Consider the following 24,412-nt stretch of genomic DNA (forward strand, 5'->3'; position numbering starts at 1 on the left):
TGCAGTATCTATTAATCAAGGTATATTTGTATGCAAATTTGAAAAAGCTTTGTAAGAGAAGCTTTTGACTTTTTAAGGTAGGGTGGGAGCTTATTTCACCAAAATAAGTAAAAATGGATCAAGCAATTTTAGATAAGTATGAGTTGGTGGTCGGGCTGGAAGTACACGCCCAACTTGCAACGGAAAGTAAGATTTTTTCAGGAGATTCGACGGCTTTTGGTCAGCCACCTAACACCAATATCAGTGTGATTACTTTGGCACATCCTGGTATTTTACCAAAGGTGAATAAGAAAGTAATTGAATATGCCATAAAAATGGGCTTGGCTTGCCATTGTGAAATCAGCCGATACAATATCTTTGATCGCAAAAATTACTTCTATCCAGATTTGCCGAAGGGCTTTCAAACCACGCAAGAGAAGCATCCTGTGTGTATAGGAGGCTATTTAGAAGTAACTCCAAAAGATGGGAAAAAGGTAAAGATCAGCCTCAACCGAATCCACATGGAAGAAGATGCTGGTAAATCCATACACATGGATAGCGCACCTGAAACCCAAGTGGACCTAAACAGAGCAGGAGTCCCTCTTATAGAAATAGTAACCGAGCCAGATATCCGCACTGCGGAGCAAGCGTATTTGTATGTGAATGAAGTGAGGAGGTTGGTGCGCTACCTTGAGGTGTGCGATGGGAATATGGAAGAGGGTTCTGTACGTTGCGATGCCAATATTTCTGTTCGCCTTAAAGGTCAAACAAAGCTAGGGAGCAAAGTAGAAGTAAAGAATATGAACTCGGCTAGGAACGTGCAGCGCGCCATAGATTATGAGTTTGCGAGGCAGGTAAAAATGGCTGAAGCTGATGAAGAGATTATTTCGGAAACTAGGACTTTCAATGCAAATAATGGAAAAACATTCAGTATGCGTTCTAAGGAGCAATTGAACGATTACCGCTATTTCCCCGAGCCAGATCTTCCTCCGATAATTATTGAAGAAGAGTATCTGAAAGAATTGGAAGCTTCTTTACCCGCCTTGCCGTGGGAGTTGTTCGAGAAATTCATTACTGAATATGGATTGCCAGAATACGATGCCAACTTCTTGGTAGAGACGAAAGAAATGGCTGCTTATTTTGACAGTGTCTGCTCCCATACCAAAAATTATAAAGCAGCTTCCAACTGGATTATGGGGCCCGTAAAGTCATATTTAAATGATAATTCAATAGAAATTACTAGTTTCCCAGTTGCTCCCGAGCAAGTGGCTAGTCTCATCGCTTTGGTCGATACAGACAAGGTGAGCTATACCGTAGCTGCTCAAAAGTTGTTCCCTGCTCTGATAGAAAATCCTTCCGAACTAGTAGAAAAACTAGCTGAAAAGCTTGGTTTGGTGCAAGAAGATGATGATAATGCGCTGAGGGAAATTGTAGTGGCAGCTCTTGCCAAGTTTCCAGATAAAGCCGAGGCGCTTAAAAAAGGGAAAAAGAACTTGCTTGGTTTATTTATGGGTGAGATAATGAAGCAAGGAAAAGGAAAGATAAATCCTAAAAAAGCAAACCAAATGATCATGCAAGTGCTTGCAGAGAAGTAAATGCGATGAAAATAAGGTTTTGGAACTTTCATCCTAGTTCCATACTTATACAAAGAAATAAACATATATTCATATAACAGTAGAATAATGAAAACCTTAACATCAACATATGTAAAAATTCTGCTTGCTTTAAGCATAGTAGGATTGTTGTTCACTTCTTGCGAAGAGAAGAAAGTAGAAGATGGAGAAATAACTTTGAGTGGAGAAGTGTTGAATGCTGGAGAGGGTGGAGAAGTAACGCTTTCCAAAATAGTAGATATGGCTCCTTTGGAAGTGAGCAAAGTGAAGTTGGAGGGGGGTAAGTTTTCTATTCCTATTCAAGCTGGACCAAATGACTTTTATGTTCTCAATATTGATAATAAGCAAGAGCGCATGATGATACTTGGGGAAAAGGATGTGACGCTTGTAGCCGATGGTGGTGAAAATGATGGGAAGTTTGAAGTGAAAGGGTCGGCTGATACAGAAGTGTTGTTAGCATACAATAAACTGCAAGAAGAGCTAGAGAGCGAAGTGCAAGGTTTGCAAACAAGGTATCAAAATGCATCTTTAGATGAAAGAACAGCTATTGAAGCTGAGTATGATTCTTTCCAGGCTAGCTCAATTGCAAGAATAAAAGGGTTTATAGAGCATAATTCAAGTTCTTTAGCGACAGTTATTCCTGCTATGAGCCTAAGTATAGACGATGACAGCGAATTCTTAGGTTTACTAGCCGATAGGTTATTTGAAAGCTACCCAGAAAATGCCTTGGTGATAAAGCTAAAAAATGATATCAGTGCAGCGGCAAACACTGCTATCGGAAAAGAAGCTCCTGAAATCAAGCTTGAAAATCCTAATGGAGAAATGGTAGCACTTAGCTCATTAAGAGGGAAATATGTGCTAATCGATTTTTGGGCAGCTTGGTGTGGTCCTTGTCGCCACGAAAACCCTAATGTGGTAAAGTTATATGCAGAATACAAAGACAAAGGCTTCGAAATTTTTGGAGTGTCTCTTGACAAAACAAAAGAAGATTGGGTAAAAGCGATAGAGGATGATAACTTAGGTTGGGTGCATGTTTCAGACCTTAAGTTTTGGAATTCATCTGTTGTGCCTAAGTACAATATTACGGGTATTCCTATGACTTACTTGCTCGATAAAGAAGGTAAGATTATAGCCAAAGGGCTGAGAGGGAAACAATTGGAAGATAAGTTAGCAGAATTAATGTAAAAAATAATACTCATGGATGTAGGAATAATCATGGGCAGCAAGTCGGACCTGAAAATCATGTCGCAAGCTGCAGAAGTATTAGAGGAGCTAGGTGTCGCTTTTGAGCTAACAGTAGTTTCGGCTCACAGGACTCCCGAAAGGATGTTCGAATATGCACAAAAAGCGAAAGACAAAGGCTTGAAGGTGATCATAGCTGGAGCAGGAGGGGCAGCCCATTTGCCAGGCATGGTTGCCTCGCTCACCACTTTGCCGGTAATAGGTGTTCCCGTAAAATCAAGCAATTCAATCGATGGTTGGGATTCGGTACTGTCTATTTTGCAGATGCCAGGTGGTGTCCCTGTTGCAACTGTTGCGCTAGATGGCGCAAAAAATGCGGGTATTTTGGCTGCTCAAATAGTAGGTACGTCCAATGAGGTTGTTGCCCAAAAACTTGAGGAGTACAAAGAAACATTGAAGAAAAAAGTGCTTGACTCAGTAGATGATATAGAGAAATACGGCTGGAAATAAACTCTAGCGCCTAGCATAAAAATCAAAAAAAGGTCGCTTTAGCTAAGCTAAAGCGACCTTTTTTATAAGTTCAAATACAGGCAGGATTACTTTCCCCCTCTCGACATTGACCTTGATTTGGTAGAGCTTCCAGAGCTGTAGCGAGAACTGCTTCTGCTTACCCTACTTGCGGTAGATGGGCTTCTCGATACTTTATTGTTCACCGTACTTTTAAGTGCGCTATTTGTTTGTGCCCTATTATAAAAAGTTGGGTTTTGCTTTCTTGCGGCTGTTGATGCTGTTCCGTAAGACGATACTCCTCCAATGGTTCTGCCATAATATGGACGGGAAGAAGTTCGGTAGTTACTGTTCCAGTCCGAGTACGAATTGCGGTAAACAGGGCCGGATACCAAGCCCATCATAGAACTCATAAAAGCATATTTTCCATAGAATGACCAAAAAGAGTTTCCGCTATTGTCTGACCTCCATTGGCCATAGCGGCTATTGCCTACATAATTAGAATAGCCGGGAGGCGCTACGTTTTTAGATAGAACTCCATCTTTTTTGGAGGCTACCTCCATGCCCAAATCATTTACATGAATGTCAAATTCATTTTCACTTACCTTGTACCATTCCGTAATTTCTTCCTTAGGTAAATCTTCTTCCCCTTTTCCTTCTTTCACTATTTTGTATTTGTGGAAATAGTCTTTAGATAGAGAACCTTCCACGTTCATATCAAAAAGTATGATGGTGAAGTTCTTTTCTTGGTCGAGCCCTTGGATGATAACATCTAGTGCGGATTTTTGGTAGCTAGAGCCTCCGCATGAGGCCAAAGTAAGCAGTAAAGTTGCTACTAGTAATTTCTTCATTGTTAAGTTGATCGTTATAAAAAGAGTTTCTTATTTGTTCACGAGTTTGGAACTGAATTGTTTTAGAGATACCAGAATATTTCCTACATATCTACTGGTAGGATGTTGCTAAATTCTCTTTCCTCCACATATTTTCCCAAAGAAGCTTCAAACACATTGTCTTCCCACTGCTCTACGTTCAGTACATATTTTTCCGACTCGTCTATGTATTCCCAAGAAATAAACTCTTCTGACTCTGCATCGGAATGCACATTTTTGAAAAAACCAGGTCTTTCTCCCTCTCGGTAATAGGTCTTTCCGTCCAGTTCAATAGACTTTGGAGGTTTTTGCTTTTGGAGAATGCCTTCCTCAACTGTTTCGTCTAGCTTTCCCCAAGGAATTTTTTTGGAAACAGTCAGTACCACCTCATCATCAATTTCTATATATAAGAAAATAGTTTCATCGGCAGCTTCAAGCTTGTACTCGTAGGTAAAGTATTCGTTTCCCCAGTCGTACTCAAACTCTTCTTTCACTTCCCAAGACTTCATATCATAGTCTAGCAAAAAACCTTTTCTAATATCCCAAACCTTGATGTTAAGAGGGTCGTAATGTGGCCCCTCTTCCTCTTTCTTTTTTTTCTTAAAAAACCCAAAAGCCATAATCTCTTGATTTTATGTGAAAGAGCCATGATTGGCTCAAATCAGTTATTTAAACTAAAAATAGTCAGAAATAGGGAGAGGGGAAGTTTCCTTCTTAGCTTTTTTAAAAATTAAATTGAGCTTTCACTAGTTTCACGGCTATGGCAAGAAGAATTATACCAAATATTTTTCGCAAAATATCGGTACCGCCCACCCCTAGTTTTCTTTCTATCCACGCAGATGACTTAAGAACAAGATAAACAAAAAAGAGGTTTACTAAAATTCCGATTAGAATATTGGCTATTTCATATTCTGCTCTAAGTGAGAGGATGGTGGTCATGGTGCCGGCTCCTGCTATGAGCGGGAAAGCTAAGGGTACTATAGAACTAGAGCTGCTTTGCGAATCCCCCTTAAATATTTTTATGCCCAATATCATTTCCAGACCGATGAGAAAAATAACGATAGCACCTGCCACTGAGAAAGATTCTATATCCAACCCAAAAAGTTTCAGGATAGATTTTCCTAAAAAAAGGAAAACGACCATGATAATTCCTGCCACTATCGTCGCCTTTTCCGACTGGATTTTTCCCGCCTTTTGGCGTAAGTCTATTATGATAGGTACAGAACCTACAATATCGATTACCGAAAATAAAATCAAGGTAACGGAGATGATTTCACTAAAACTAAAGTTCATTTTTTTAATTATGTTATTGGTTGTTATTTATGTTTGTAACTTGTTCATTTAAAGGGTTTTGTCTTGTTAAATGTTTGCCCTCTTTTTTGAGCCTGCAAATGTATTTTAATTTATTTCCAAACAAAACCATTTTTAAAGAATTGGGCATAAAAAAAGGCATGCTCTTAAGGAAGCATGCCTTTTCAATAAATATTGTCTTATAACCTAAATTTATTTGTTAGGCTGAGGGGTCATCCTTAGGTAAGGTTTTATCTCGGTAAAGCCTTTTGGAAATTTGGCTGGTATTTCTGACGTGGGGATAGATGGAACTACCACGCAGTCATCGCCATCGTTCCAGTTAGCTGGCGTGGCCACTTGGTGGTAAGCCGTCAACTGAAGTGAGTCGATTACCCTCAAAAGCTCATCGAAGTTCCTGCCCGTAGAAGCTGGATAAGTGATGGTCAGTTTGATTTTTTTATCTGCCCCTATCACAAATACAGAGCGAACGGTAAGGTTACTGCTCGCGTTTGGATGGATCATGTCATAAAGGTTAGATACCTTTTTGTCCTCATCTGCAATGATCGGGAAGTTCATTGAGGTTTTTTGGGTCTCGTTGATGTCGCCAATCCAGCCTTTATGCGATTCTAAGCCATCTACGCTAAGTGCCATTACCTTCACATTTCTTTTTTCAAACTCAGCTTTGAGCTTGGCCACTGTACCTAATTCAGTAGTACAAACTGGTGTATAATCGGCAGGGTGAGAAAAAAGAACCCCCCAGCTATCGCCTAGCCACTCGTGAAAATTGATAGTGCCTTCGGTAGTTTCGGCGGTGAAATTTGGAGCTTCATCTCCTAATCTTAAACTCATGTCTTTATTATTTTAGTTATAATAAGTCGTTAATTCTTATCCCAATTTAGGCATAAGTTAATACTTCGCCAAAGAAGTGTCTACTTCATCAGCATAGGCTAAAATGCCGCCTTTGAGATTGTAAAGATTTTTGAAGCCAAATTTCTTTTCCAATACCTCAATTGCATCGGCACTTCGCTTGCCACTTCGGCAGTGGACAACTACTTTCTTGTCAGATGAAATCTTATTGAACTGGTTTTCTATAGAATCTAGCGGAATAAGTTCGCCACCAATGTTGGCAATATCATATTCGTACGGCTCTCTTACGTCAATCAGTTGGAAGTCCGCCTGTTGGCTTTGCATTTCTGCCAGCTCTTTCACGGTTACTTCTTTTACATCTTTGTCCTTGTCCCCATCTGGGTTAATTCCGCAGAACTGCTGGTAATCTATCAGCTCTTTCAATGTTGGATTATCGCCAGTCAATGGGTTTTCAGGATCTTTGTAAACCTTCAGCGTTCGGGTGGTAAAAGTAGCAGCATCGAACAAGAAGAGCCTGCCAGAAAGCGGATCGCCTACACCTGAAATAACCTTGATTACTTCGTTTGCTTGTAAGCTACCTACTATGCCCGGAAGTACGCCTATTACGCCACCTTCGGCGCAGCTTGGTACCAAGCCCGGAGGCGGTGGCTCTGGGAACAAATCGCGGTAGTTCGGCCCAGTTGCCCCTGTCTCGTCCGTATAGTTAAATACCGAAACTTGCCCTTCAAAGCGGTAAATAGAGGCATATACGTTGGTTTTCCCCAACAGTACACAGGCATCATTTACCAAGTAGCGGGTAGGGAAGTTATCTGTTCCGTCGGCTACCAAATCGTAATCTTTAATGATGTCGAGCGCATTTGCAGAAGTAAGCATCGTATTGTGAACAATGATTTCTACATGAGGATTTAGTCCTTTTATGCGTTCTTTAGCAGCCTCAACTTTAGGTTTTCCTACATCATCTACTGTAAAGAGAACTTGCCTTTGCAAGTTGCTATCATCTACCACATCGAAGTCAACTACCCCGATGGTGCCGACCCCTGCTGCTGCTAAATAGAGCAAAAGAGGGCTTCCAAGGCCACCTGTTCCCACTACCAATACTTTAGCAGCTTTGAGCTTGCGCTGCCCTTCTATGTTGAAGTCTGGTATGATAAGGTGTCGGCTATATCTTTCTAGCTCAGCTTTGCTGAATTGGATATTTTCCATAATAAATGAAAAGTGTTAATTAATTGGCTAATTATATTACCTAATACCCCCAGCTATGGCTGGAATGATACTTACCGTAGCCGATTCAGCCACTGCAGTATGCTCGTTGTCTAGGGCTTTGATGTCCTCGTCACCTACATAGATTCTCAAGAACTTCCTGATATTTCCCTCTCCGTCGTAGATGTGCTGGCGAATGCCTGGGAACTGCGCAGCCAAATCTTCCACTATTGCAGAAATATTTTCACCCGATACCTCAATTGTTCCCTGATTTTCGGTGTATTTCCTTAGGGGAGTGGGAATGATGATTTTTGCCATGATTAAAAATTAAGATTGATTTAAAATTAATAAGTATAAGTGTCTGAAATTTATTCTTCAATGCTTTCTTCGGCGAATTTCTCTGTTTCGTCCAGTGCCCATGAGCGTGTGTCGGCTACTTCCCCTTTCATTACTGAGATGATAATGTACGAGAAAAATGGCTGGGCAAACTTTAGGTCATGCTCCGAAGGAATAGCTGGATGGTCGGGGTGCGAATGATAAATACCCAACAAGCCCAAATTGTTTTCGGCAGCGTACCTTTCTGCTTTCATATAGTCCATTGGGCTCACTTCAAATCTCCTTCGCTGGTCGCCGTCTTTGCTATTGGTCACCTCTTTTGCTACGTCAATTATCCTTACCTCCCCTTCATCGTTTCCATAAAAAAAACCAACACATTCGTAGGGATAGGTGCTTTCAGCATGAGCTTGCATTTGCTGCAAAGCTTCTTTATTTATCTGTAAGTTCATTCTTTTTCTGCTGTCCTTAATTAAAAAATACTGTTGATCACCTCGCTGTACTTTGCCGCATTGTCGGGGAACATAGTCACCACCACCCCGTTTTCAATAGAGTTCGCTACTTTGATAGCCCCTGCCAAGTTAGCCGCAGCCGAAGGGCTCAGCAAAATACCTTCTTCCCTTGCCGTCGCTTTTATAAGGTCGTAAGCGTCCATGGTGTCTATTCCAAGGTTATCATCTGCAAGATCCTTGTCATAAATTTTTGGGACAATAGCTGTTTCCAAATGCTTCCATCCTTCCATGCCGTGCATAGGCGAATCGGGCTGAAACGAAATCAATGTGATATCAGGGTTCAATTCTTTGAGCCTTCTGCCTGTCCCGGTAAAAGTACCCGTAGTTCCCAAGCCTGTTACAAAATGGGTGATTTGTCCGTTGGTCTGGCGGAATATTTCAGGTCCAGTGGTATGGTAATGCGCTTGCCAGTTGCTGTTGTTAGCATATTGGTCAGCGTAAAAATACTTGTCGGGCTCTTGGGTAAAAAGCTGCTTTGCATAAGTTTGTGAGCCATCTGTGCCTTCATAAGGCGAGGTATAAATAATTTTTGCCCCGTAAGCTTTCAAAATAGTTTTCCTTTCTTCCGAAGCATTTTCAGGAAGGCAAAGTGTTACAGGAATTCCCAACGAAGCGCCGATAGAAGCATAAGCAATTCCAGTGTTTCCGCTGGTAGCGTCAAGGAGTTCCTTGCCAGGAGTGAGCAGTCCGTTGTTCACCGCATCTTTAATGATGTTGTAAGCGGGGCGGGCTTTTACGCTCTCACCTATTTGTTGCCATTCAAGTTTGGCAAATAGCTGTACGCCAGGCTTGTTGAACACTTTGGTGATGGGGAGTAAAGGAGTGTTGCCTATAAACTGACCTAGCTCCCCTATTCTTTTTTTGTAATCTACTTTTTCTTGTTCGGCAATCATTATTTATGTTTTTTTAAGGTAATCCTTTGGTTAAAAAGCAATAAAAAAGGCCTTTCCAGTTACGGAAAGACCCTATATATGCTTTTGCTAAATTTGTAGCTCTTTGTATGGTTAAGCACAATGGATGGGAATCTCTTTCCGGTATGGAGAGGGCGCACTGCAACAGCAACAACAACATGCGGCGGCTGCTTTGGCATTTCCCATAAGATTCATCACTGATTTTACCATTGCTTTTGTATCTTGAACCAAATTCAGTTACATAAACCGAAGTAGTCCTCTTTGAGTTCTCAAAAAGAATACTTTTTTCATAAATATAAAAATTAACCCAAGTTTTTAATGATTTATTATCATTGAAGGCGGATTATTAGAGTATTTGCTAGCAAATTGGTTTTCGATTTAGACTTTTTTAAAGTACGCATATTATAAATGAAAATAATACAAGAATCGGTTCGGCTGCCAGCCTTCCCACGAGGCTTCCATTTGGTCACTTCTGCCATAGAGCAGCGGCTTTCCCAAATGAAGCACATAAAGGCGGGGATAGCTCAAATATTTATCCAACATACCTCGGCGAGCCTTACGCTCAACGAAAATGCTGACCCCACGGTGAGAGATGATTTTGAGAGCCATTTTAATGCAATGGTTCCTGAAAATGCCCCTTATTACAGGCATACCTACGAAGGCCCTGACGACATGCCCGCCCATATCAAATCATCTTTGCTGGGTAGCTCGGTTTCTGTACCCATAACCAATGGTCGCTTTAACCTAGGCACTTGGCAAGGGATCTACCTCTGCGAGCACCGTGATTATGCTTCTTCGCGCAAGCTAATTATTACAGTGATGGGGGAGTGAGGTGCTAAAGTTTAAGCTCGACTTTAGCCATTTGCCAACGGTCAAAAAGCTTTGTTTAAAGCAAAATAAGACATGTTTTATAATTATCAACTTCGTTTTTTCCACTCTTTTAAGAACGAAGTTGATAATTAAATGTGAAAATCCAGTCAATTTGCTTTCTAGGCAATAGTTGGGTTTTCAAAAAGGCTAAAGTCGAGTTAAGAGCATGTTTAAAATTTAGGTTTTCAAGCGAAAACACTCAGTTTTGGGTTCTCACGAAAGAAGAAAATTTTTGAATAGCAGCGCTATTGTAAAATTTTATTTTGAAGTGAGGTTCCATAAATGAGCGTTTGCAGCGAAATAGATAAAATTTAAACATGCTCTAATGATTATGCCAAGGTAAAAACATCTTGTACGGATATTAAGAGGTTTTTTTGAGGGTTACAGGTTTCTTGTTACATGTTTTCTTTAGAACCAGAAACTAGTACCTAGCAACCAGCAACAGGTAAAAGGAGCGTAAATATGTGTTTAGGGTCAATAAGAAAAAGATGTTTGTTCAGCCTATCCGTGCGAATAACTTCTTTTTTTACACAAGCGGAAAAACTTGCAGGTCTATTTGTAGTTTGGATAAGAAGGCAATGAAAAATCAAAAGCTAGGAGATAAAGGAGAAAACTTGGCGGCCAAGTACTTGGCAGAGAAGGGGTATGAAGTTTTATACCGAAACTACCGATATAAAAAGGCTGAAATTGATATCATTGCAACAAATGGGACGCTATTGGTTTTTGTGGAGGTAAAAACAAGGTCTGGAACAGGTTTTGGTTTCCCCGAGGCGGCCATCACCCCAAAAAAAGTGGAGATGATGCAGCTTGCAGCCGAGTATTTTATGGAAGAGGAACAGCTTCCCGAAAACTTTTTGCTGAGGTTCGATGTAGTGTCCATTGTGGTGAGAGGGGAAAAATACGAGATAGAGCATATTGAAGATGCTATTGGTTAATTTTTTTGAATCGACTTTAAGAGGATATAGAATGTTTGGAAGAATCACTCCCGTAGTTAAGAATTTACTGATTGTCAATGTCGTCATATTGATTGTTCAGCAGTTTATGCAGATTGATATGTCAGGAATGTTTGGGTATCGATACCCCTTTGCCGATACGTTTCAGCCTTTCCAAATATTCACCTACATGTTCGTGCATGCCGATTTTTGGCATTTGTTTTCCAACATGTTTGCCTTGTTCATATTTGGCCCTATGCTAGAGCAAACATTTGGCTCTAACCGCTTTTTAGTGTTTTACCTCATTACGGGCTTAGGCGGGGGGCTTATTTTCGGTATTGTGAATTTCATTGAAATCCAGCAAATGGAAAGCGCAATTGTTTCATTTTCCCAAGTTCCTTCTTCAGATACATTGCTTTCATTTGCACTGGACTACGCACCAAGGCTCACAGAGGAGGGCTATACATTTGTGTATGAAACTTTTCCTTCCAATCCTGACAATGCTATGTATATTGAAAGGGCGGAGAATTTTATGAGCCAAATTTATCAGAGAGCGGCAAATATGCCTATGGTAGGTGCTTCGGGTGCGGTATTTGGCATTTTGATGGCGTTTGGAATGCTTTTCCCCAACCTCCAGCTGATGTTGCTGTTTCCTCCTATACCGATCAAAGCAAAATATTTGGTGACTTTTTATGGGCTATACGAAGTATATAATACTATAAAGGTAAGTCCCGATGATAATGTGGCGCATATTGCCCACTTAGGAGGGATGGCTTTTGCTTTTCTTCTCCTTAAGATATGGAAAATTCAAAGCCCATACAGGTAGGTAAGTAAGATTGTCCTAAGTTCTCCGTTTTCAAGCCATACTTTGTATCTTTGAAAAGGATAGAAACCTACGGGTACTTCAATTTGTTGCCTATCTATACATGAGTACCTACAACCTTAAAAACCAATATAGATTTTTCGCAGATGAATAGTTTTGTAGAAGATTTTAAATATGCGTGGAACAGGCCCAATAATGCGTTGATCAAACTCATTATCCTCAATGTCTGTGTGTTTGTTTTGATTAATTTGGTTTGGTTTATTTCTACCATCGCTAAAGATCTGGCTATTTATGAGTTTGCGAAAGATAATTTGGCAATCCCATCGGCTATTAATCAGTTTGTGTTCAAACCTTGGACGCTCATAACTTATTTCTTCACTCACCAAGATTTTTTCCATATTCTGTTCAATATGCTCATTATGTATTGGTTTGGGCTGATTATCCAAGAGTTTTTGGGTAGTAAGAAGCTTGTAGCCTTGTATATTTTAGGAGGAATGGCAGGCGGTGTGGCTTTTCTTTTAATGTATAACCTTATCCCTTTTTTTATTGAAAGAGGTCCCGTGCCTATGTTAGGTGCTTCAGCTGCGGTTTATGCCATAGTGATTGGGGCGGCTGCTTTTATGCCTGAATACCGAATGAGCTTGATATTATTAGGCCCGGTAAAAATTAAATACATCGCTGCTGTTTATATATTTCTTTCGTTTATAGGAACTACTGGTGCTAATGCAGGAGGAAATATAGCCCACTTAGGCGGGGCGCTTATTGGTTTTGTGTTCATTAAACAGCTCCAAAAAGGAGATGACTGGAGCAAGCCCATTAGCAATATTTTGGATTCGATAGCAGGGCTTTTCAAGGGAAGGTCAAAAATGAAAGTTACTTACAAAAAGGGCGCTTCGGTAAAAACGAGTAATGCAAAAGCCAGCCAGCCAGTGAAACCAAACGGTGAGCCTGACCAAGCGATAGTAGATGCGATTTTGGATAAAATTTCTGAATCGGGTTACGAAAAACTAACCACCGAAGAAAAGCAGATTCTTTTTAAGGCAAGCCAAAAAAAGAGCTAAGTTCCACTTATAAAATTTAGTAAAATGGAAACGGTAGAAATCCTAAATAGTTCGAGTTTGCGGGTTACGGGCAATCGATTAGATATTTTGGAGATATTTAAAGAGAACTCTTTTGCCCTAGCCGAGAGCTTTCTCGAAGAAAAGCTTTCTGGGAAATGTGACCGGGTTACCATCTACCGAACTCTCAAGACCTTTGAAGACAGTGGGATTATCCATCGCGTGTTGGATGAGAACAATATTGTAAAATATGCTCTCTGTGGCCATGGTTGCCACGATAGCTCCGAACATTCTCACGACCACGTGCATTTTAAATGCAAAACCTGTGGGCAAACGACTTGCATAGACAGTGTACCCATCCAAAAAATAAAGCTCCCCGAGGGATACGCCCAAGAGGAGACTTTTCTGTTGATAGTAGGAGAATGCAAAACCTGTAAGCAGTAGAAACACAAAATTTCACACCCCTTTTTTATACATCCCTATTTACCACGGTGGCACTTGCCTGAGCGGTAGGTAAAACCGTAAGGTCGCTGATGTTTACATGCGCTGGCCTAGATACGGCAAAATAAATTAGCTCCGCAATATCTTCGCCCAACAGCGGGTCCATTCCTTTGTACACATTCTCAGCTTTCGATTCATCTCCTTTAAATCGTACCTCAGAAAATTCGGTATTTACCAAGCCAGGATTAATAGCGGTAACCTTTATTCCATAAGGATTTAAGTCCAATAGCATTCCCTTATTTATGGCATCCACCGCATGCTTAGAGGCGCAATAGACATTGCCGTTGGGGTACACCTCTTTACCCGCTATCGAGCCAATATTTATAATATGCCCGCTTTTTCTATCTACCATTCCCGGCATCACCGCTTTCGATACATAGAGCAACCCTTTTACGTTGATGTCAATCATTGCATCCCAATCATCCAAATCGCCATTTTGAATGGAGTCTAGCCCGTGGGCATTGCCCGCATTGTTCACCAAAATATCTATTTTGCTCATGGATTCAGGAATGCTTTCAATAGCTTCTAGCACTTTCTCCTTATTTTTCACATCAAAAGCGAGGTACATCACATTTACCTTCTCACCAAACTCCTCCGCCAGTTTTTTGAGCCTGTCTTCCCTTCTTCCGCAGATGATCAAATCAATTCCATTTTCGGCAAATATACGTGCCGTTGCTTCCCCTATTCCTGAGGTAGCACCCGTTACCAAAGCAATTTTAGCCATGATCTAATTTCGTTTTTAGATAAGAAAATTTTCTGATCCCATATTACAAAGCCCCATACATTTCGCCAATTTTTCCAAGGCTTTTTTGAAGGGATAATGGAATAAATTCCTGTTCAGGGGAAATAATTCCCACTTACCGGTTTAAACTCTTTTGGTTGAACTATGCAGGGTAATATTGTATCAACCTTTAGCGCTAGAAGGAAATAATTCAATGAATACGAGAACCCTATAAACAATGAAAATATGACAAGCTTTCAATTCCAAAACTCAAATAAGACCCCAATAGCAGCAGCGGCAAATTTTTTTAGTAAGAAAGGGTATTTCAATCCCCCCAAAGAAAAAGACGATAAAAAGGACCTTGGAAAGAAGTAACCATTCCCAATTTTACAGCTCCGAATCTCTATAGGTCGGGGCTTTTTTGTGCCTAGAAAAGAAGGGTATGTAATGCAATTGTAACAAAGAGTTGATTAGTGTTGTTTGGCTTTTGAATGTGGTATGTCCATTTTAGTAAAGAGCTAAATGTGTTTTATAATCAACTCCAACTTATGTTTTTGTTAAAGCGCTTTCTGATATCTAGCCACTACTTTTTTCTTTTTTCAATACTATTTCAAAGCTATTATGGTAATGTACAAGCTTTAGAAGCTCAATTTGGTAATAAAGGCAAGCAAAAAAACGCACATAAAATTGAGCTTAAGAATATTATCCTTCATAAAGGGAAAACTATTTATAGCGAGTACTTTGAAAAAACGGATGGGCTCATGGGTTTTCAAGCAGATAAAAGGCAAAACTCACCTATAAAATATACTCCACACATTGGCTTCAAAAATTACGACCAACCTCCTCAAGGTCGTAATTTGGGTGAGATCAAAGTAGGAGAGTTGTTAATGGAATATGATAGTGCTTTTATGCACTATATGCCTGTGTTAGATAAAGTATCAACCCAAGCTGAAATTAAGAACATGTTTGGGAGGGATGTGAAATTTGTGCTTCCAGCCGATCAGTTTCGCAAAGTACAAATAGATGATAGGGTGAGAACCCTATATATCCCAAAAGCATTGGATACTATATCTATAGAACCTAGTGTTCGTGATAGTTCTTATTTATTAAAAGTGACTAATCCATTTAAAGTAAAGTGGAATGCGGATAAGAATAATAAAAATGGTGTTGCCGTGCTATTGGATTGGTCTGGTGAAATTAATCTTCCAAATAACGGTAGGGCGCGTCAAAAAAAATGGCATACCATTATTGATATTTTCGAAGATAATGGAGAAGCAATCATCGACGAAAGGTATTTAAAAGAGCTGCCAGAGGGAGCTCTTTTTATGGTTTGGCTTATTCGCGGAAATATTGACATCGAAGAATATCAAAAGGGGAAAACCTTAAAGGGCGCTAGTGAAATTAGAAGTCAATATATGTTTGTCTCAATTGATTAATAAATTTTTAGCCTCGAACTTACCACAAGTCAGGAGTTGATTTTTCCTCCAATTTGTCTTCCAAGCTATCGGGGAGAGCTGGGAAAAAATCGATTCCAGTAAGCTCTTCTAACCTATCTACGCTTACAATGTAGTACTCCAATTCTTCATCGCTAGCCATGTTGGGCATCAGGTAAGCAATGGACTTTATATCCGATCCACTTACATCAAACACTATTTTGTAAAAATACTTGGGAACTGCCACTTCATTTTCCCCTATGGTGGGTAATCCCTCTTCCAAAATCCCTCCTGTTATCACATATAGCGTATCGTATTCCGAAGCCCAACTGCGGACTTGCCCCTCTAGTTTTTTCCAAATCCCTCGGTTAAAAGCAGGTGTTTGTGGCGAGATATTGCTAAAGTAAAAGCTTTCGTACATGGCTTCTTCGGTGAAGCGGAGGTCAGCGGCCGGGGCAAGATGCCCACGGTCGTAGCCTGAGCCTTTGTAGTCGCTGTCGTGTGCTGTTTCGGTTTCCACCAGCTCATCCATGCGAAAGCTGCCCTTTCTTTCGTACTCACCGGCGGCTTCAGTGCTGGTGATTTCATAGGCGACCCACTCGGCTTGCTCGAACTTTTCACTAAAAGAAAGTGTATAGTTTTTATGCTTTACAATTATCCCAGTGGTGGAAGTGGGCAGGTAATTGAAGTCACTTTCTTGGAAAGTGGTGGAAATAGCAGCTTGTGGGGAGGAAGTCTGAACTACAGCTACTGAATCTTCTTTTTGCAAGCCTTGGTTATGCTGGGTTTCTTGTGTACAAGAAATTAAAGTGAGCATTACTAGTATATATCGCATAGTTGCTTAAGTTAGTTAATTGATGATTGAGATGAATACTCCTAGAAAAGAAGCAATACCTGATAATAAGGATGAGATAAAGCCCATCGAAGAAGCAAATTATGAAGATTTGCCTGAGTTGGATTGGGAAAATGAGGAGGACGACGATGACGAACTCCCCAATTTTAACCGCTTGTTGGGATGTGGAGGGTAGCTTATAAAAAGCTACTTTTTTTGCTCCAGCCCAAGTTTTTTGCCTAGTTTGAGCATTAGAGAAAATGCTTGGTCGTATTCATTTTGGATTTCCCCTTCTAATATAGCATCTTTTAGCTTGTCTTTAAGCGCCCCCACTTCTCTCGAAGGTTTTATCCCAAAAGTTTCCATAATAATTTCTCCAGTAATTACCGGCTGGAGGTTTCTAATATGGTCTTTTTCTTCTATCTCGCCAATCCTTTTTTCCAAATAAGCGAAGTTGCTGAGGTAGCGTTTTACCTTCGTATCATTTTTGGAAGTGATATCCGCTCGGCAAAGCATCATCAAGGCTTCCACATCGTCTCCCGTATCAAAAATCAACCTGCGAATAGCCGAATCGGTAATGTCTTTTTTTACCAGAGCTATTGGTCGCAAGTGAAGTTTTACCAGCTTTTGCACAAACTTCATTTTCTCGTTGAGCGGAAGTTTTAGCCTCAAGAAAATTGGCTTAACCATACGTGCTCCTTTGTCCTCGTGCCCGTGGAAAGTCCATCCCGCTTTGGGGTGGAAGCGTTTGGTAGGAGGCTTGGCAATGTCGTGCAAAATAGCAGCCCACCTCAGCCAAAGATCGTCCGAGACTTTGCACACATTTTCCAATACTTGCAATGTATGGTTGAAGTTGTCCTTGTGGGTTTTCCCATCCCTTTTTTCCACGCCTCGGAGGGCGACAAACTCTGGAAAGAAAGTTTCCAAAAGCCCTGCATGGAAAAGCAGTCGGAAGCCATAAGAAGGGCTTGGGGCTAAAATTATTTTGTTGAACTCGTCGGTAACCCGCTCCATCGAAACTATCTCTATACGGTCTTTTTGTTTTTTGATAGCATCAAAAGCATCGGCATCTATATCAAAATTGAGCTGGGTGGCAAACCTGATGGCACGCATCATGCGCAGTGGATCGTCCGAAAAAGTGACCTCGGGCTCAAGTGGTGTTCTCAATATTTTTGCCTTCATATCCTTTAGCCCATCAAATGGGTCAATCAGGTCTCCGTACGTAGCTACATTGAGGCTAATAGCCAAGGCATTTATGGTAAAATCTCTTCTGTTCTGATCGTCTTCCAGCGTGCCGTCTTCCACTATTGGTTTGCGGCTTTCCCTTCGGTACGATTCTTTTCGTGCCCCCACAAACTCTACCTCCAAGTCCCTTAGTTTGACCTGGGCTGTCCCAAAACTCTTGAATACATTGAGCGAAGTGCCTTTGCCAAGGCTATCTGCCACGCACTGGGCAAGGGCAATTCCACTTCCCACACATACTACATCTATATCTTTAGACCCTCTTTCGAGAATCAGATCACGCACATATCCTCCAATCACATACGCTTCTACGCCAATATTTTTGGCGCATTCGGCTATGGTGCTAAATATTTCTATGCTATCGAGGTGTTCCTTAAAATTTGTCTTGTTCTGCATCTGCTTTTCCCGTCTTCCGTTCGTATCCTGCAAAAATACATATTCCGAGGGAATTGGTAGGGGAGATACGATGCTTTGCGCTTAATCTTCCTTTTTGCAGGTTCAATTCTTTAAAACATACTTTCCTTCACTATCTACCGAAAAGCGAAAAAGCTGGCAGTTTTTCTCAAAGTACTCAAAGCCTGGCTGGAGGTTTTTCCAAAAGTTTTTCAGTTCGGAAGGGTAGTTTCTTTTGAGCAAAGAATCAAAATCTCTGGAGGGAAAAATATGGACTTGTGTTTTATGTCCAGCATTTTTCGCTTCCGTAGCCAATATGTATAGTTCTTTTATGATAGGATCGGTGAGGGGCACGCAGCCAATGGTTACGCAATCTCCATGGATAAAAATATCACCACCTAGCGAGCCTTTCTTGCCCAAAATCCGGTCGCTTTGGTTGGGGTAATTGATGCCTAGCGAGAGGTAAAAGTTGCTGTGCGGATTGAACCGGTCGATGAAGTAAAAACCTTCGGGAACTTGCCGGTCGCCTTGTTTTCTTTTTGGGCCAAGGCTGCCCGAAGAGGAGCAAATGCGGTAAGTAGTGAGCAATTGGAAAGCCTTGTTTTGCTGACCTTTTACCCAAACTTCCGTCTCTTTTTCCTTTTTGAACACTCGGATAAAAAGTTCGTATTCGCCCATAGCCAGACCATGTTGTTGGAGCTTTTCTTCCAAATTGGCTTCTTTTTCAGCATAAGCAGTTCGCACCCGTTGGTAGCGGAGTTGGTCTTGCTTAAAAGAGCTTTGGCAAAAACTCAGTTGGGTGATAAAAAGAGGGAGGAAAAGCAGCAAAGAGCGGTTCATTTGGAAAGTGGTTTTTTCAAAATGAAAGGTCAAGAATTGAGCCTTTTAGATATTTTGCTAGATAAAACAGCAAGCAGATATAGGCAAATAGAGCTACCAAAAATGTTGATTATTAGGTAAGTCCATTTTGCATCAGGGGAAAAAATTACTCCACAGTCATAAAATCCAGGATAGAAGTAAAGGCTAAAGAAACCATAATGAAAAAGTGCAATGAAAGCTTTAAATTTTAAGGTGTGAGTGTCCAATAAAAACCTTAATTCACCATCCCAGTTATAATCGAGATTTGATATAAATATGAATAGCCCAATTCCTAAGATAGTAAGGCCATAAATGAATTCAGTACGAGTGCTAAATTGTATATTAAGTTGGGATAAAGCTTTGATTATAAAAAATAATAAGGTGAGCCCTGTTGAATAGAGAACAGGGCGAGGGAATTCCATAAAAGAATAATAACCATTTAAAGTATAGTAGGTAAAATCCCCCAAGAGGATAAAAATAAGGTTAATCACAAAGAAAACTCTGATTTCTCTTCTTTGAACTTTAAAACTTGTGGATTTGTGAATAAAGAACAGAATCCATCCTAGCGAAAAAAGAATAATCAACTCCCATGCAAAATCGTGGTAAATGAGAGGGTAGAATTCCTCTGGTAAATCATCTGCAATAGGAAATACTTCTTCGTCTTGGATGAAATTCATTAATCTCATTTCCCTTCCCTTTTCTTCCTAAACACTTCCTCCAATTCTTCTGCACTCATTGCATTCAACGTCATTTCCTTGGTCAGTCCCGCTTTTCTACCTACTAGCACGCCGTAGCGCATATCGTGGTAGCCAGCGGTTTCATGGGCATCGGGGTTGATGCTTATCATTACGTTTTGGTCGAGGGCGTAGCGTACCCATCGCCAGTCGAGGTCGAGGCGTAGCGGATTGGCATTTATTTCAATGCTCACATTTGCCGCAGCGCAGGCATCTATCACCGCTTTGTGGTCTATGGGGTAACCTTCTCGTTTGAGCAACAACCGTCCAGTGGGATGCCCTAGCGTAGTGGTGTAGGGGTTTGCAATGGCTTTTAGCAACCTGTCTGTCGCTTTTTGCTTGTCCATTTTGAGGTTAGAATGGATGGAGGCAACTATGAAATCGAAAGAAGCCAAAACTTCATTGTCGTAGTCGAGGTTGCCATCGTTCAAAATATCCGATTCTATTCCCTTAAAAATCTTGAATGGAGCTAGTTTTTCATTGAGCTCGTCAATTTCCTTGTGTTGGGCAATGATGCGGCTTTCGTCCAAGCCGTTGGCATAAAAAGCCGATTTGGAGTGGTCGGAAATACCCAAATATTCGTAGCCCATGTCTCGGCAATAAGTTGCCATTTCCTCTAGTGTATTTTTCCCATCGCTGTAGTTGGAGTGGTTGTGGAGCGAGCCTTTTAAGTCTTCCAAAGTGAGCAGTTCGGGAAGTTTGTTTTCCTTGGCAAGGTCCAGTTCGAAATCTCCTTCTCGCATTTCGGGCTGCACGTAGCCCAAGCCTGCTTTTTTATAAATTGCTTCCTCCGTTTCAAAGCTGTTTTCGATAGCGATGCTTCGCAAGGACTTTCCTTCGGCGGTGATAAATGCCAAGTGGAATGGGTCAGAAGAGTCGATAAAAAGTTGGCTAGCAGCTTTTTCGGGTTGGATTACTTTCACCTCAACTTTCAGCTTATTTTCTTCAATTTCCCCCCGCCAAGTAAACGGACTGGACTCGGCTTCGTGGTAAACTATTTCAGGTACATCCGCCATAGCTTCCCAAACAGCATCGGTATTTTCGGTTGAAACCAAAAGCTCAAGCTTATCTATGATTTCCATCGCCCTACGGAGTTGCCCCGAAATGAACACGGGCGTGTTGGGTAACTTTTCTTTCAAATATTTTTCCAGTTCCAGTGCAAAAGGCTCTGCTTTGGCAAAGAGCAGTTTGCCCACATTGCTGTCTATAAACTCAATTTGTTCGATTATCAACTCCTGCGTTTTTTTTCCAAAACCTTTCAGTGCAGAAATTTGGTCATTTTTACAGGCTTCAATAAGCGCTTCCAAGCTTTCCACTCCCAGCTCTTTCCAAATCGTTTTTATCTTTTTCGCCCCAATTCCCTTAATATCGAGCATTTTTATGACCCCAGCAGGAGTGGTTTCCAGCAGTTCGTCGAGTTCCTTAAAACTTCCCGTTTCCCTGATTTCTTCAATTTTTACCAACATTCCCTTCGATACACCAGCTTCTTTGAGCTTTTCGGTGTCATCGGAATAGAGGCTCAACGTGGTTTTTTCCATATTGAAAACAAAACCAGTGTAGCCCCTCACTTTGAAAGGGTTGGCATCGTGCAATTCGAGAAGGGAAGCGGTCAGCTTAAAAAGCTTGATGATTTCTTTGTTGCTCAAGGTATTGGCTTTTGGTGTAAATAATAGGACGGCAAATGACTTGCTCGCAAATTAGAGTAAACAAAAGTAGTTTGGTAATTTTTACCAGCCAAACTCTTTCCCTTTGGAGGGATAAACTAAATTTGTAACTTGGCTTGCTTTCCTTTGCTAGCGCGAACCCTTGGTTCGTATCTTGAGGCGGAAGGTTTCACTTAATTAAATGAGACTACTTTAAAAGGTTCGTTTTAATATAAAATCTACAAATTCGATGATTTCTGATTTTGGATACATCTTATTGTTTATCATAGGCTCTGTCGCATTTTTGTGTGTAGCCTACCTTACTTCTTTTTTGGTGCGGCCAGACCGGCCAAACTACGAAAAGCTGACGACCTACGAATGTGGGGAAGAACCCGTGGGGAATGCGTGGGCACGATTTAATATCCGTTTTTATATCATCGCGTTGGTTTTTGTATTGTTCGATGTGGAAATAGTGTTTCTTTTCCCTTGGGCGGTGGTGTTTGGCAACGAAAACCTCATAGCCGAAACCAATGGGCTTTGGGGCTGGTTTTCCGTAGCGGAAATGCTGATTTTTATTGGGGTTTTGGCACTTGGGCTAGCATATGTGTGGAGAAAAGGCTTTTTGGATTGGGTGAAACCTGAGGTGAAGCCTAAAGACATTCAGAGTAAAATCCCTGCTTCGGCTTACGATAAAATCAATAAAAAATACGCAGGTAAAAAGGTCCTATTAGAAGATTAAGTTATCTGAATAATGAATAAAAATTTTCGCCTATTACCTTCCTTTTTTCTCATAAGCTTAGTTGGCGTGTTCACTGCGGCGGGAATTTTTTCCTCTTGTCAGCCTGTGGAGGAAATTGTCACAACCGACCCTTCTGCCAAGCTCGAATTTTCCGAGGATACCATTTTTTTCGATACGGTTTTTACTTCCCTTGGCAGCGTAACGAAGCGTTTGCAAGTTCTCAATCCTTCTGAAAATGCGGTGAATATTTCCTCCATTCGTTTGGGGAATACGGCCAATTCTGCCTATTCATTGGTGATCAATGGCATAGAAATGCCAGAGGTGAGGGATATGAAGTTGCTGGGAGGAGATAGCTTGTTAGTGCTGGTAGAAGTAGAAATAGATCCGCAAGACGAGGACTTGCCTTTTGTGGTGAACGATTCGGTTATTTTTGAGGTGAATAGCAATGTCCAAGATGTGAATTTGGTGTCGTGGGGGCAAGATGCTGTTTTTTTTAGGGGAGGATTGCAGGCGGTAGAATGTGATGCGATCTGGACAAGTAACCGCCCTTATGTAATTTATGATTCCCTAGTGATTTTGGAAGATTGCGAGCTAACAATGGAGCCCGGTACAAAGGTCTATTTAGCAGATAATGCATCACTTTTTGTGGGAGGAACAATCAATATTCTTGGTAGTGCGGAAGAGCCCGTACAGATTCAGAGCGTAAGGCTAGACGGGGAATATGCCACGCAATATGGGCAATGGAACGGGATTTACTTTTTGCGAAACAGCAGAGATAATTTTATAGATTGGGCAGAAATAAGAAATGGGACGATTGGGCTGTATTTGGGTACGCCAGATGCTGACGATACGCCTGATTTGGTGCTTCAAAACACAAAGATTGAGAACATGGCACTCCACGGTATCCAATGTATTACTTCAGATTTGTTGATGACTAACTCACTTATCAACAATTGTGTGGTGAATACGCTGCGCTGCACTGCTGGGGGGAATTATAGCCTTTTCCACAACACATTTGCCAGTGTGAGCACCAACTTTTTTAGGGACGAACCTTCGTTTGCAATGGCTACGTTCCAAGACCTCGGCAACGGTACGGTACTTTCGGAGGACTTGCAGTTGACAATGGCAAATAATATAGTGTGGGGAAGGTTGGAGGAAGAGTTGATTTTGGCTTCCGACGAACAGTCGAGCTTGGTAGTGGGTGCTTCTCAAAATATTTTCAAGACTATAATCGAGGACTTGGAGAATGGGAATATTCTCAATGAAGACCCTATATTCAATAACCCCTTTGAACAAGATTTTTCTTTAGATACGATTGGGGAAAGCCCTGCAATAGATGTTGGATTGGAACTAGGAGTGGAAACCGATTTGGCGGGTAATCAGAGAGATAGCTTGCCCGACATTGGGGCATATGAGTTTGTAAAGGAAGAGTAAGAAGAGAGGTATAGTAATCTGCGAATCTATTTAGTTGTTATTCAAACGGCTTTCCCAAGTGTTTTAAAAAGCCGGCAAACATTGGCACTACCATTTTTTTCAATTTGAATTTCATCCATTATTTTTTTTACGAGAATCAAGCCTATTCCCCCAGAGCGTTTATCTTTTATGATTTTATCGAGTGTGGGGGCGTCGTAGTTTGGAATATCAAAAATTTCGTCTGTATCAATTATTTCAAACACGAAAGAATCCCCATTGTTGAGGACTCTTACTTCTATGGATTCGTCGTTGTTGCAGCTGTGCGAATGTATCATTAGGTTGGAGCATACCTCGTCGATGGCTACTACCACCAAGTTGATATCCACATCTGGGATGCGGTAATTATCCAATACGCCTGATACAAAATCCCTTACATTTTTTAGATTGGATTTATCGCAACTAATTTTTGTTGTGTAAACCATTAATAGTTGTTTTTGCTTCTTCTTTAGTATTAGTTATTGGCAGAAGCTTGTGTAAGCCCAAAAGCTTGAACACATTATATACTTTTTCGCTCATGCCAAATAGAACCATCTTTAGCTTTCCGCTGTCATAATCGTCAATTCTTGAGGTAAAAACGCCTATTCCCGGAGAGGAAATATAATTGAGGTTTTTACAATCAAATAAGAACAAGGATTTACCCTCCTCCATTGCTGTTTCAATAGCATCATCTAGCTGAATTGATGATGTGGCATCCAGATCACCATGAATGCTGATGATATGAAAATGACCTTCGTCTGTTATTTCAAGTTCCATGTGAATATTGATACGTTATTTTCGGTATTAAGTTTAGTATTGTTGCACAAAAAGCTTTGTGTTTGGCGATATACTAGTATAAACGAGTTCCAAAGTAAGATAATTTTGTGATTTATTTTAATCACCAAAGGAATAGTAGGCAAA

Annotated in this window: 28 protein-coding genes; 12 read left to right on the top strand and 16 right to left on the bottom strand. The window is 40.9% G+C overall.

Annotated elements, in window-relative coordinates:
- Positions 1-113 precede the first annotated feature (113 nt).
- The 3 genes from gatB (at position 114) to purE (ending at position 3,284) form a co-directional block, all read left to right on the top strand.
- On the top strand, positions 114-1,574 hold the full coding sequence (gene gatB, locus R9C00_29045) for an Asp-tRNA(Asn)/Glu-tRNA(Gln) amidotransferase subunit GatB (GenBank protein WPO35747.1): 1,461 nt from the start codon (positions 114-116) through the stop codon (positions 1,572-1,574).
- Positions 1,575-1,661: 87 nt separating this feature from the next.
- Positions 1,662-2,777: an AhpC/TSA family protein gene (locus tag R9C00_29050; protein WPO35748.1), complete on the top strand. Its 1,116-nt coding sequence runs from the start codon at positions 1,662-1,664 to the stop codon at positions 2,775-2,777.
- Between the two features lie 12 nt (positions 2,778-2,789).
- A complete protein-coding gene (gene purE / locus R9C00_29055) occupies positions 2,790-3,284 on the top strand; it encodes a 5-(carboxyamino)imidazole ribonucleotide mutase (GenBank protein WPO35749.1) in 495 nt (164 codons plus the stop codon).
- A gap of 86 nt (positions 3,285-3,370) precedes the next feature.
- Here purE and R9C00_29060 read toward each other — a convergent pair whose 3' ends face one another.
- From R9C00_29060 to R9C00_29095, 8 genes are all read right to left on the bottom strand, one after another.
- Positions 3,371-4,132: a hypothetical protein gene (locus R9C00_29060; protein ID WPO35750.1), complete on the bottom strand. Its 762-nt coding sequence runs from the start codon at positions 4,130-4,132 to the stop codon at positions 3,371-3,373.
- Between the two features lie 83 nt (positions 4,133-4,215).
- On the bottom strand, positions 4,216-4,770 hold the full coding sequence (locus tag R9C00_29065) for a DUF4178 domain-containing protein (protein WPO35751.1): 555 nt from the start codon (positions 4,768-4,770) through the stop codon (positions 4,216-4,218).
- Between the two features lie 103 nt (positions 4,771-4,873).
- Positions 4,874-5,443, bottom strand: a complete 570-nt coding sequence (locus tag R9C00_29070; protein ID WPO35752.1) for a MarC family protein — start codon at positions 5,441-5,443, stop codon at positions 4,874-4,876.
- 210 nt (positions 5,444-5,653) lie between these two features.
- A complete protein-coding gene (locus R9C00_29075; protein WPO35753.1) occupies positions 5,654-6,289 on the bottom strand; it encodes a peroxiredoxin in 636 nt (211 codons plus the stop codon).
- 57 nt (positions 6,290-6,346) lie between these two features.
- Complete coding sequence (moeB, locus tag R9C00_29080) at positions 6,347-7,510, bottom strand: molybdopterin-synthase adenylyltransferase MoeB (protein ID WPO35754.1); 1,164 nt, start codon at positions 7,508-7,510, stop codon at positions 6,347-6,349.
- A 36-nt stretch (positions 7,511-7,546) separates the two neighbouring features.
- Positions 7,547-7,825, bottom strand: coding sequence for a MoaD/ThiS family protein (locus R9C00_29085; protein WPO35755.1), 279 nt, complete (start codon positions 7,823-7,825; stop codon positions 7,547-7,549).
- 50 nt (positions 7,826-7,875) lie between these two features.
- Complete coding sequence (locus R9C00_29090) at positions 7,876-8,292, bottom strand: M67 family metallopeptidase (protein ID WPO35756.1); 417 nt, start codon at positions 8,290-8,292, stop codon at positions 7,876-7,878.
- A 20-nt stretch (positions 8,293-8,312) separates the two neighbouring features.
- Positions 8,313-9,245 carry a pyridoxal-phosphate dependent enzyme gene (locus R9C00_29095; protein WPO35757.1) on the bottom strand — a complete coding sequence of 311 codons (933 nt, stop codon included), beginning with the start codon at positions 9,243-9,245 and terminating at the stop codon, positions 8,313-8,315.
- Positions 9,246-9,671: 426 nt separating this feature from the next.
- On the opposite strand from R9C00_29095, the gene R9C00_29100 reads away from it, so the two are divergent.
- The 5 genes from R9C00_29100 (at position 9,672) to R9C00_29120 (ending at position 13,390) form a co-directional block, all read left to right on the top strand.
- Positions 9,672-10,094, top strand: coding sequence for a secondary thiamine-phosphate synthase enzyme YjbQ (locus R9C00_29100; protein ID WPO35758.1), 423 nt, complete (start codon positions 9,672-9,674; stop codon positions 10,092-10,094).
- Between the two features lie 617 nt (positions 10,095-10,711).
- The gene (locus R9C00_29105) at positions 10,712-11,068 is read left to right on the top strand and encodes a YraN family protein (GenBank protein WPO35759.1); all 357 of its coding nucleotides are present in this window, start codon (positions 10,712-10,714) and stop codon (positions 11,066-11,068) included.
- Between the two features lie 31 nt (positions 11,069-11,099).
- The gene (locus R9C00_29110) at positions 11,100-11,891 is read left to right on the top strand and encodes a rhomboid family intramembrane serine protease (GenBank protein ID WPO35760.1); all 792 of its coding nucleotides are present in this window, start codon (positions 11,100-11,102) and stop codon (positions 11,889-11,891) included.
- Positions 11,892-12,034: 143 nt separating this feature from the next.
- Positions 12,035-12,949, top strand: coding sequence for a rhomboid family intramembrane serine protease (locus R9C00_29115; protein WPO35761.1), 915 nt, complete (start codon positions 12,035-12,037; stop codon positions 12,947-12,949).
- Positions 12,950-12,973: 24 nt separating this feature from the next.
- The gene (locus R9C00_29120; GenBank protein WPO35762.1) at positions 12,974-13,390 is read left to right on the top strand and encodes a transcriptional repressor; all 417 of its coding nucleotides are present in this window, start codon (positions 12,974-12,976) and stop codon (positions 13,388-13,390) included.
- 25 nt (positions 13,391-13,415) lie between these two features.
- Here the strand turns inward: R9C00_29120 and R9C00_29125 are convergent, their stop codons facing one another.
- The gene (locus R9C00_29125) at positions 13,416-14,174 is read right to left on the bottom strand and encodes an SDR family NAD(P)-dependent oxidoreductase (protein WPO38806.1); all 759 of its coding nucleotides are present in this window, start codon (positions 14,172-14,174) and stop codon (positions 13,416-13,418) included.
- A 542-nt stretch (positions 14,175-14,716) separates the two neighbouring features.
- Here R9C00_29125 and R9C00_29130 point away from each other — a divergent pair.
- The gene (locus R9C00_29130) at positions 14,717-15,604 is read left to right on the top strand and encodes a hypothetical protein (GenBank protein ID WPO35763.1); all 888 of its coding nucleotides are present in this window, start codon (positions 14,717-14,719) and stop codon (positions 15,602-15,604) included.
- 19 nt (positions 15,605-15,623) lie between these two features.
- Here the strand turns inward: R9C00_29130 and R9C00_29135 are convergent, their stop codons facing one another.
- Positions 15,624-16,436, bottom strand: coding sequence for a DNA/RNA non-specific endonuclease (locus tag R9C00_29135; GenBank protein ID WPO35764.1), 813 nt, complete (start codon positions 16,434-16,436; stop codon positions 15,624-15,626).
- 22 nt (positions 16,437-16,458) lie between these two features.
- Here R9C00_29135 and R9C00_29140 point away from each other — a divergent pair, with 22 nt between their 5' ends.
- Entirely contained in the window at positions 16,459-16,629 is a 171-nt protein-coding gene (locus R9C00_29140; protein WPO35765.1) for a hypothetical protein, read from the top strand.
- Between the two features lie 11 nt (positions 16,630-16,640).
- Here R9C00_29140 and R9C00_29145 read toward each other — a convergent pair whose 3' ends face one another.
- From R9C00_29145 to R9C00_29160, 4 genes are all read right to left on the bottom strand, one after another.
- On the bottom strand, positions 16,641-18,071 hold the full coding sequence (locus R9C00_29145) for an HD domain-containing protein (GenBank protein ID WPO35766.1): 1,431 nt from the start codon (positions 18,069-18,071) through the stop codon (positions 16,641-16,643).
- Between the two features lie 102 nt (positions 18,072-18,173).
- Entirely contained in the window at positions 18,174-18,908 is a 735-nt protein-coding gene (locus tag R9C00_29150; protein WPO35767.1) for a L,D-transpeptidase family protein, read from the bottom strand.
- A 29-nt stretch (positions 18,909-18,937) separates the two neighbouring features.
- The gene (locus tag R9C00_29155) at positions 18,938-19,612 is read right to left on the bottom strand and encodes a hypothetical protein (protein WPO35768.1); all 675 of its coding nucleotides are present in this window, start codon (positions 19,610-19,612) and stop codon (positions 18,938-18,940) included.
- Positions 19,609-21,306 carry a PHP domain-containing protein gene (locus tag R9C00_29160; GenBank protein ID WPO35769.1) on the bottom strand — a complete coding sequence of 566 codons (1,698 nt, stop codon included), beginning with the start codon at positions 21,304-21,306 and terminating at the stop codon, positions 19,609-19,611. Before R9C00_29160 ends, R9C00_29155 begins: the two co-directional genes overlap by 4 nt.
- A 247-nt stretch (positions 21,307-21,553) precedes the next feature.
- Between R9C00_29160 and ndhC the strand changes: the two genes are divergently transcribed.
- Both ndhC and R9C00_29170 read left to right on the top strand, forming a co-directional pair.
- Positions 21,554-22,042: an NADH-quinone oxidoreductase subunit A gene (gene ndhC, locus R9C00_29165; GenBank protein WPO35770.1), complete on the top strand. Its 489-nt coding sequence runs from the start codon at positions 21,554-21,556 to the stop codon at positions 22,040-22,042.
- Positions 22,043-22,054: 12 nt separating this feature from the next.
- Positions 22,055-23,476 carry a choice-of-anchor Q domain-containing protein gene (locus R9C00_29170; protein ID WPO35771.1) on the top strand — a complete coding sequence of 474 codons (1,422 nt, stop codon included), beginning with the start codon at positions 22,055-22,057 and terminating at the stop codon, positions 23,474-23,476.
- Between the two features lie 41 nt (positions 23,477-23,517).
- Here the strand turns inward: R9C00_29170 and R9C00_29175 are convergent, their stop codons facing one another.
- Complete coding sequence (locus tag R9C00_29175) at positions 23,518-23,937, bottom strand: ATP-binding protein (GenBank protein WPO35772.1); 420 nt, start codon at positions 23,935-23,937, stop codon at positions 23,518-23,520.
- On the bottom strand, positions 23,915-24,268 hold the full coding sequence (locus R9C00_29180; GenBank protein ID WPO35773.1) for an STAS domain-containing protein: 354 nt from the start codon (positions 24,266-24,268) through the stop codon (positions 23,915-23,917). Before R9C00_29180 ends, R9C00_29175 begins: the two co-directional genes overlap by 23 nt.
- Positions 24,269-24,412: the final 144 nt, after the last annotated feature.

It is taken from the genome of Flammeovirgaceae bacterium SG7u.111 (assembly GCA_034044135.1).
In the GTDB taxonomy this organism is placed as follows: domain Bacteria; phylum Bacteroidota; class Bacteroidia; order Cytophagales; family Flammeovirgaceae.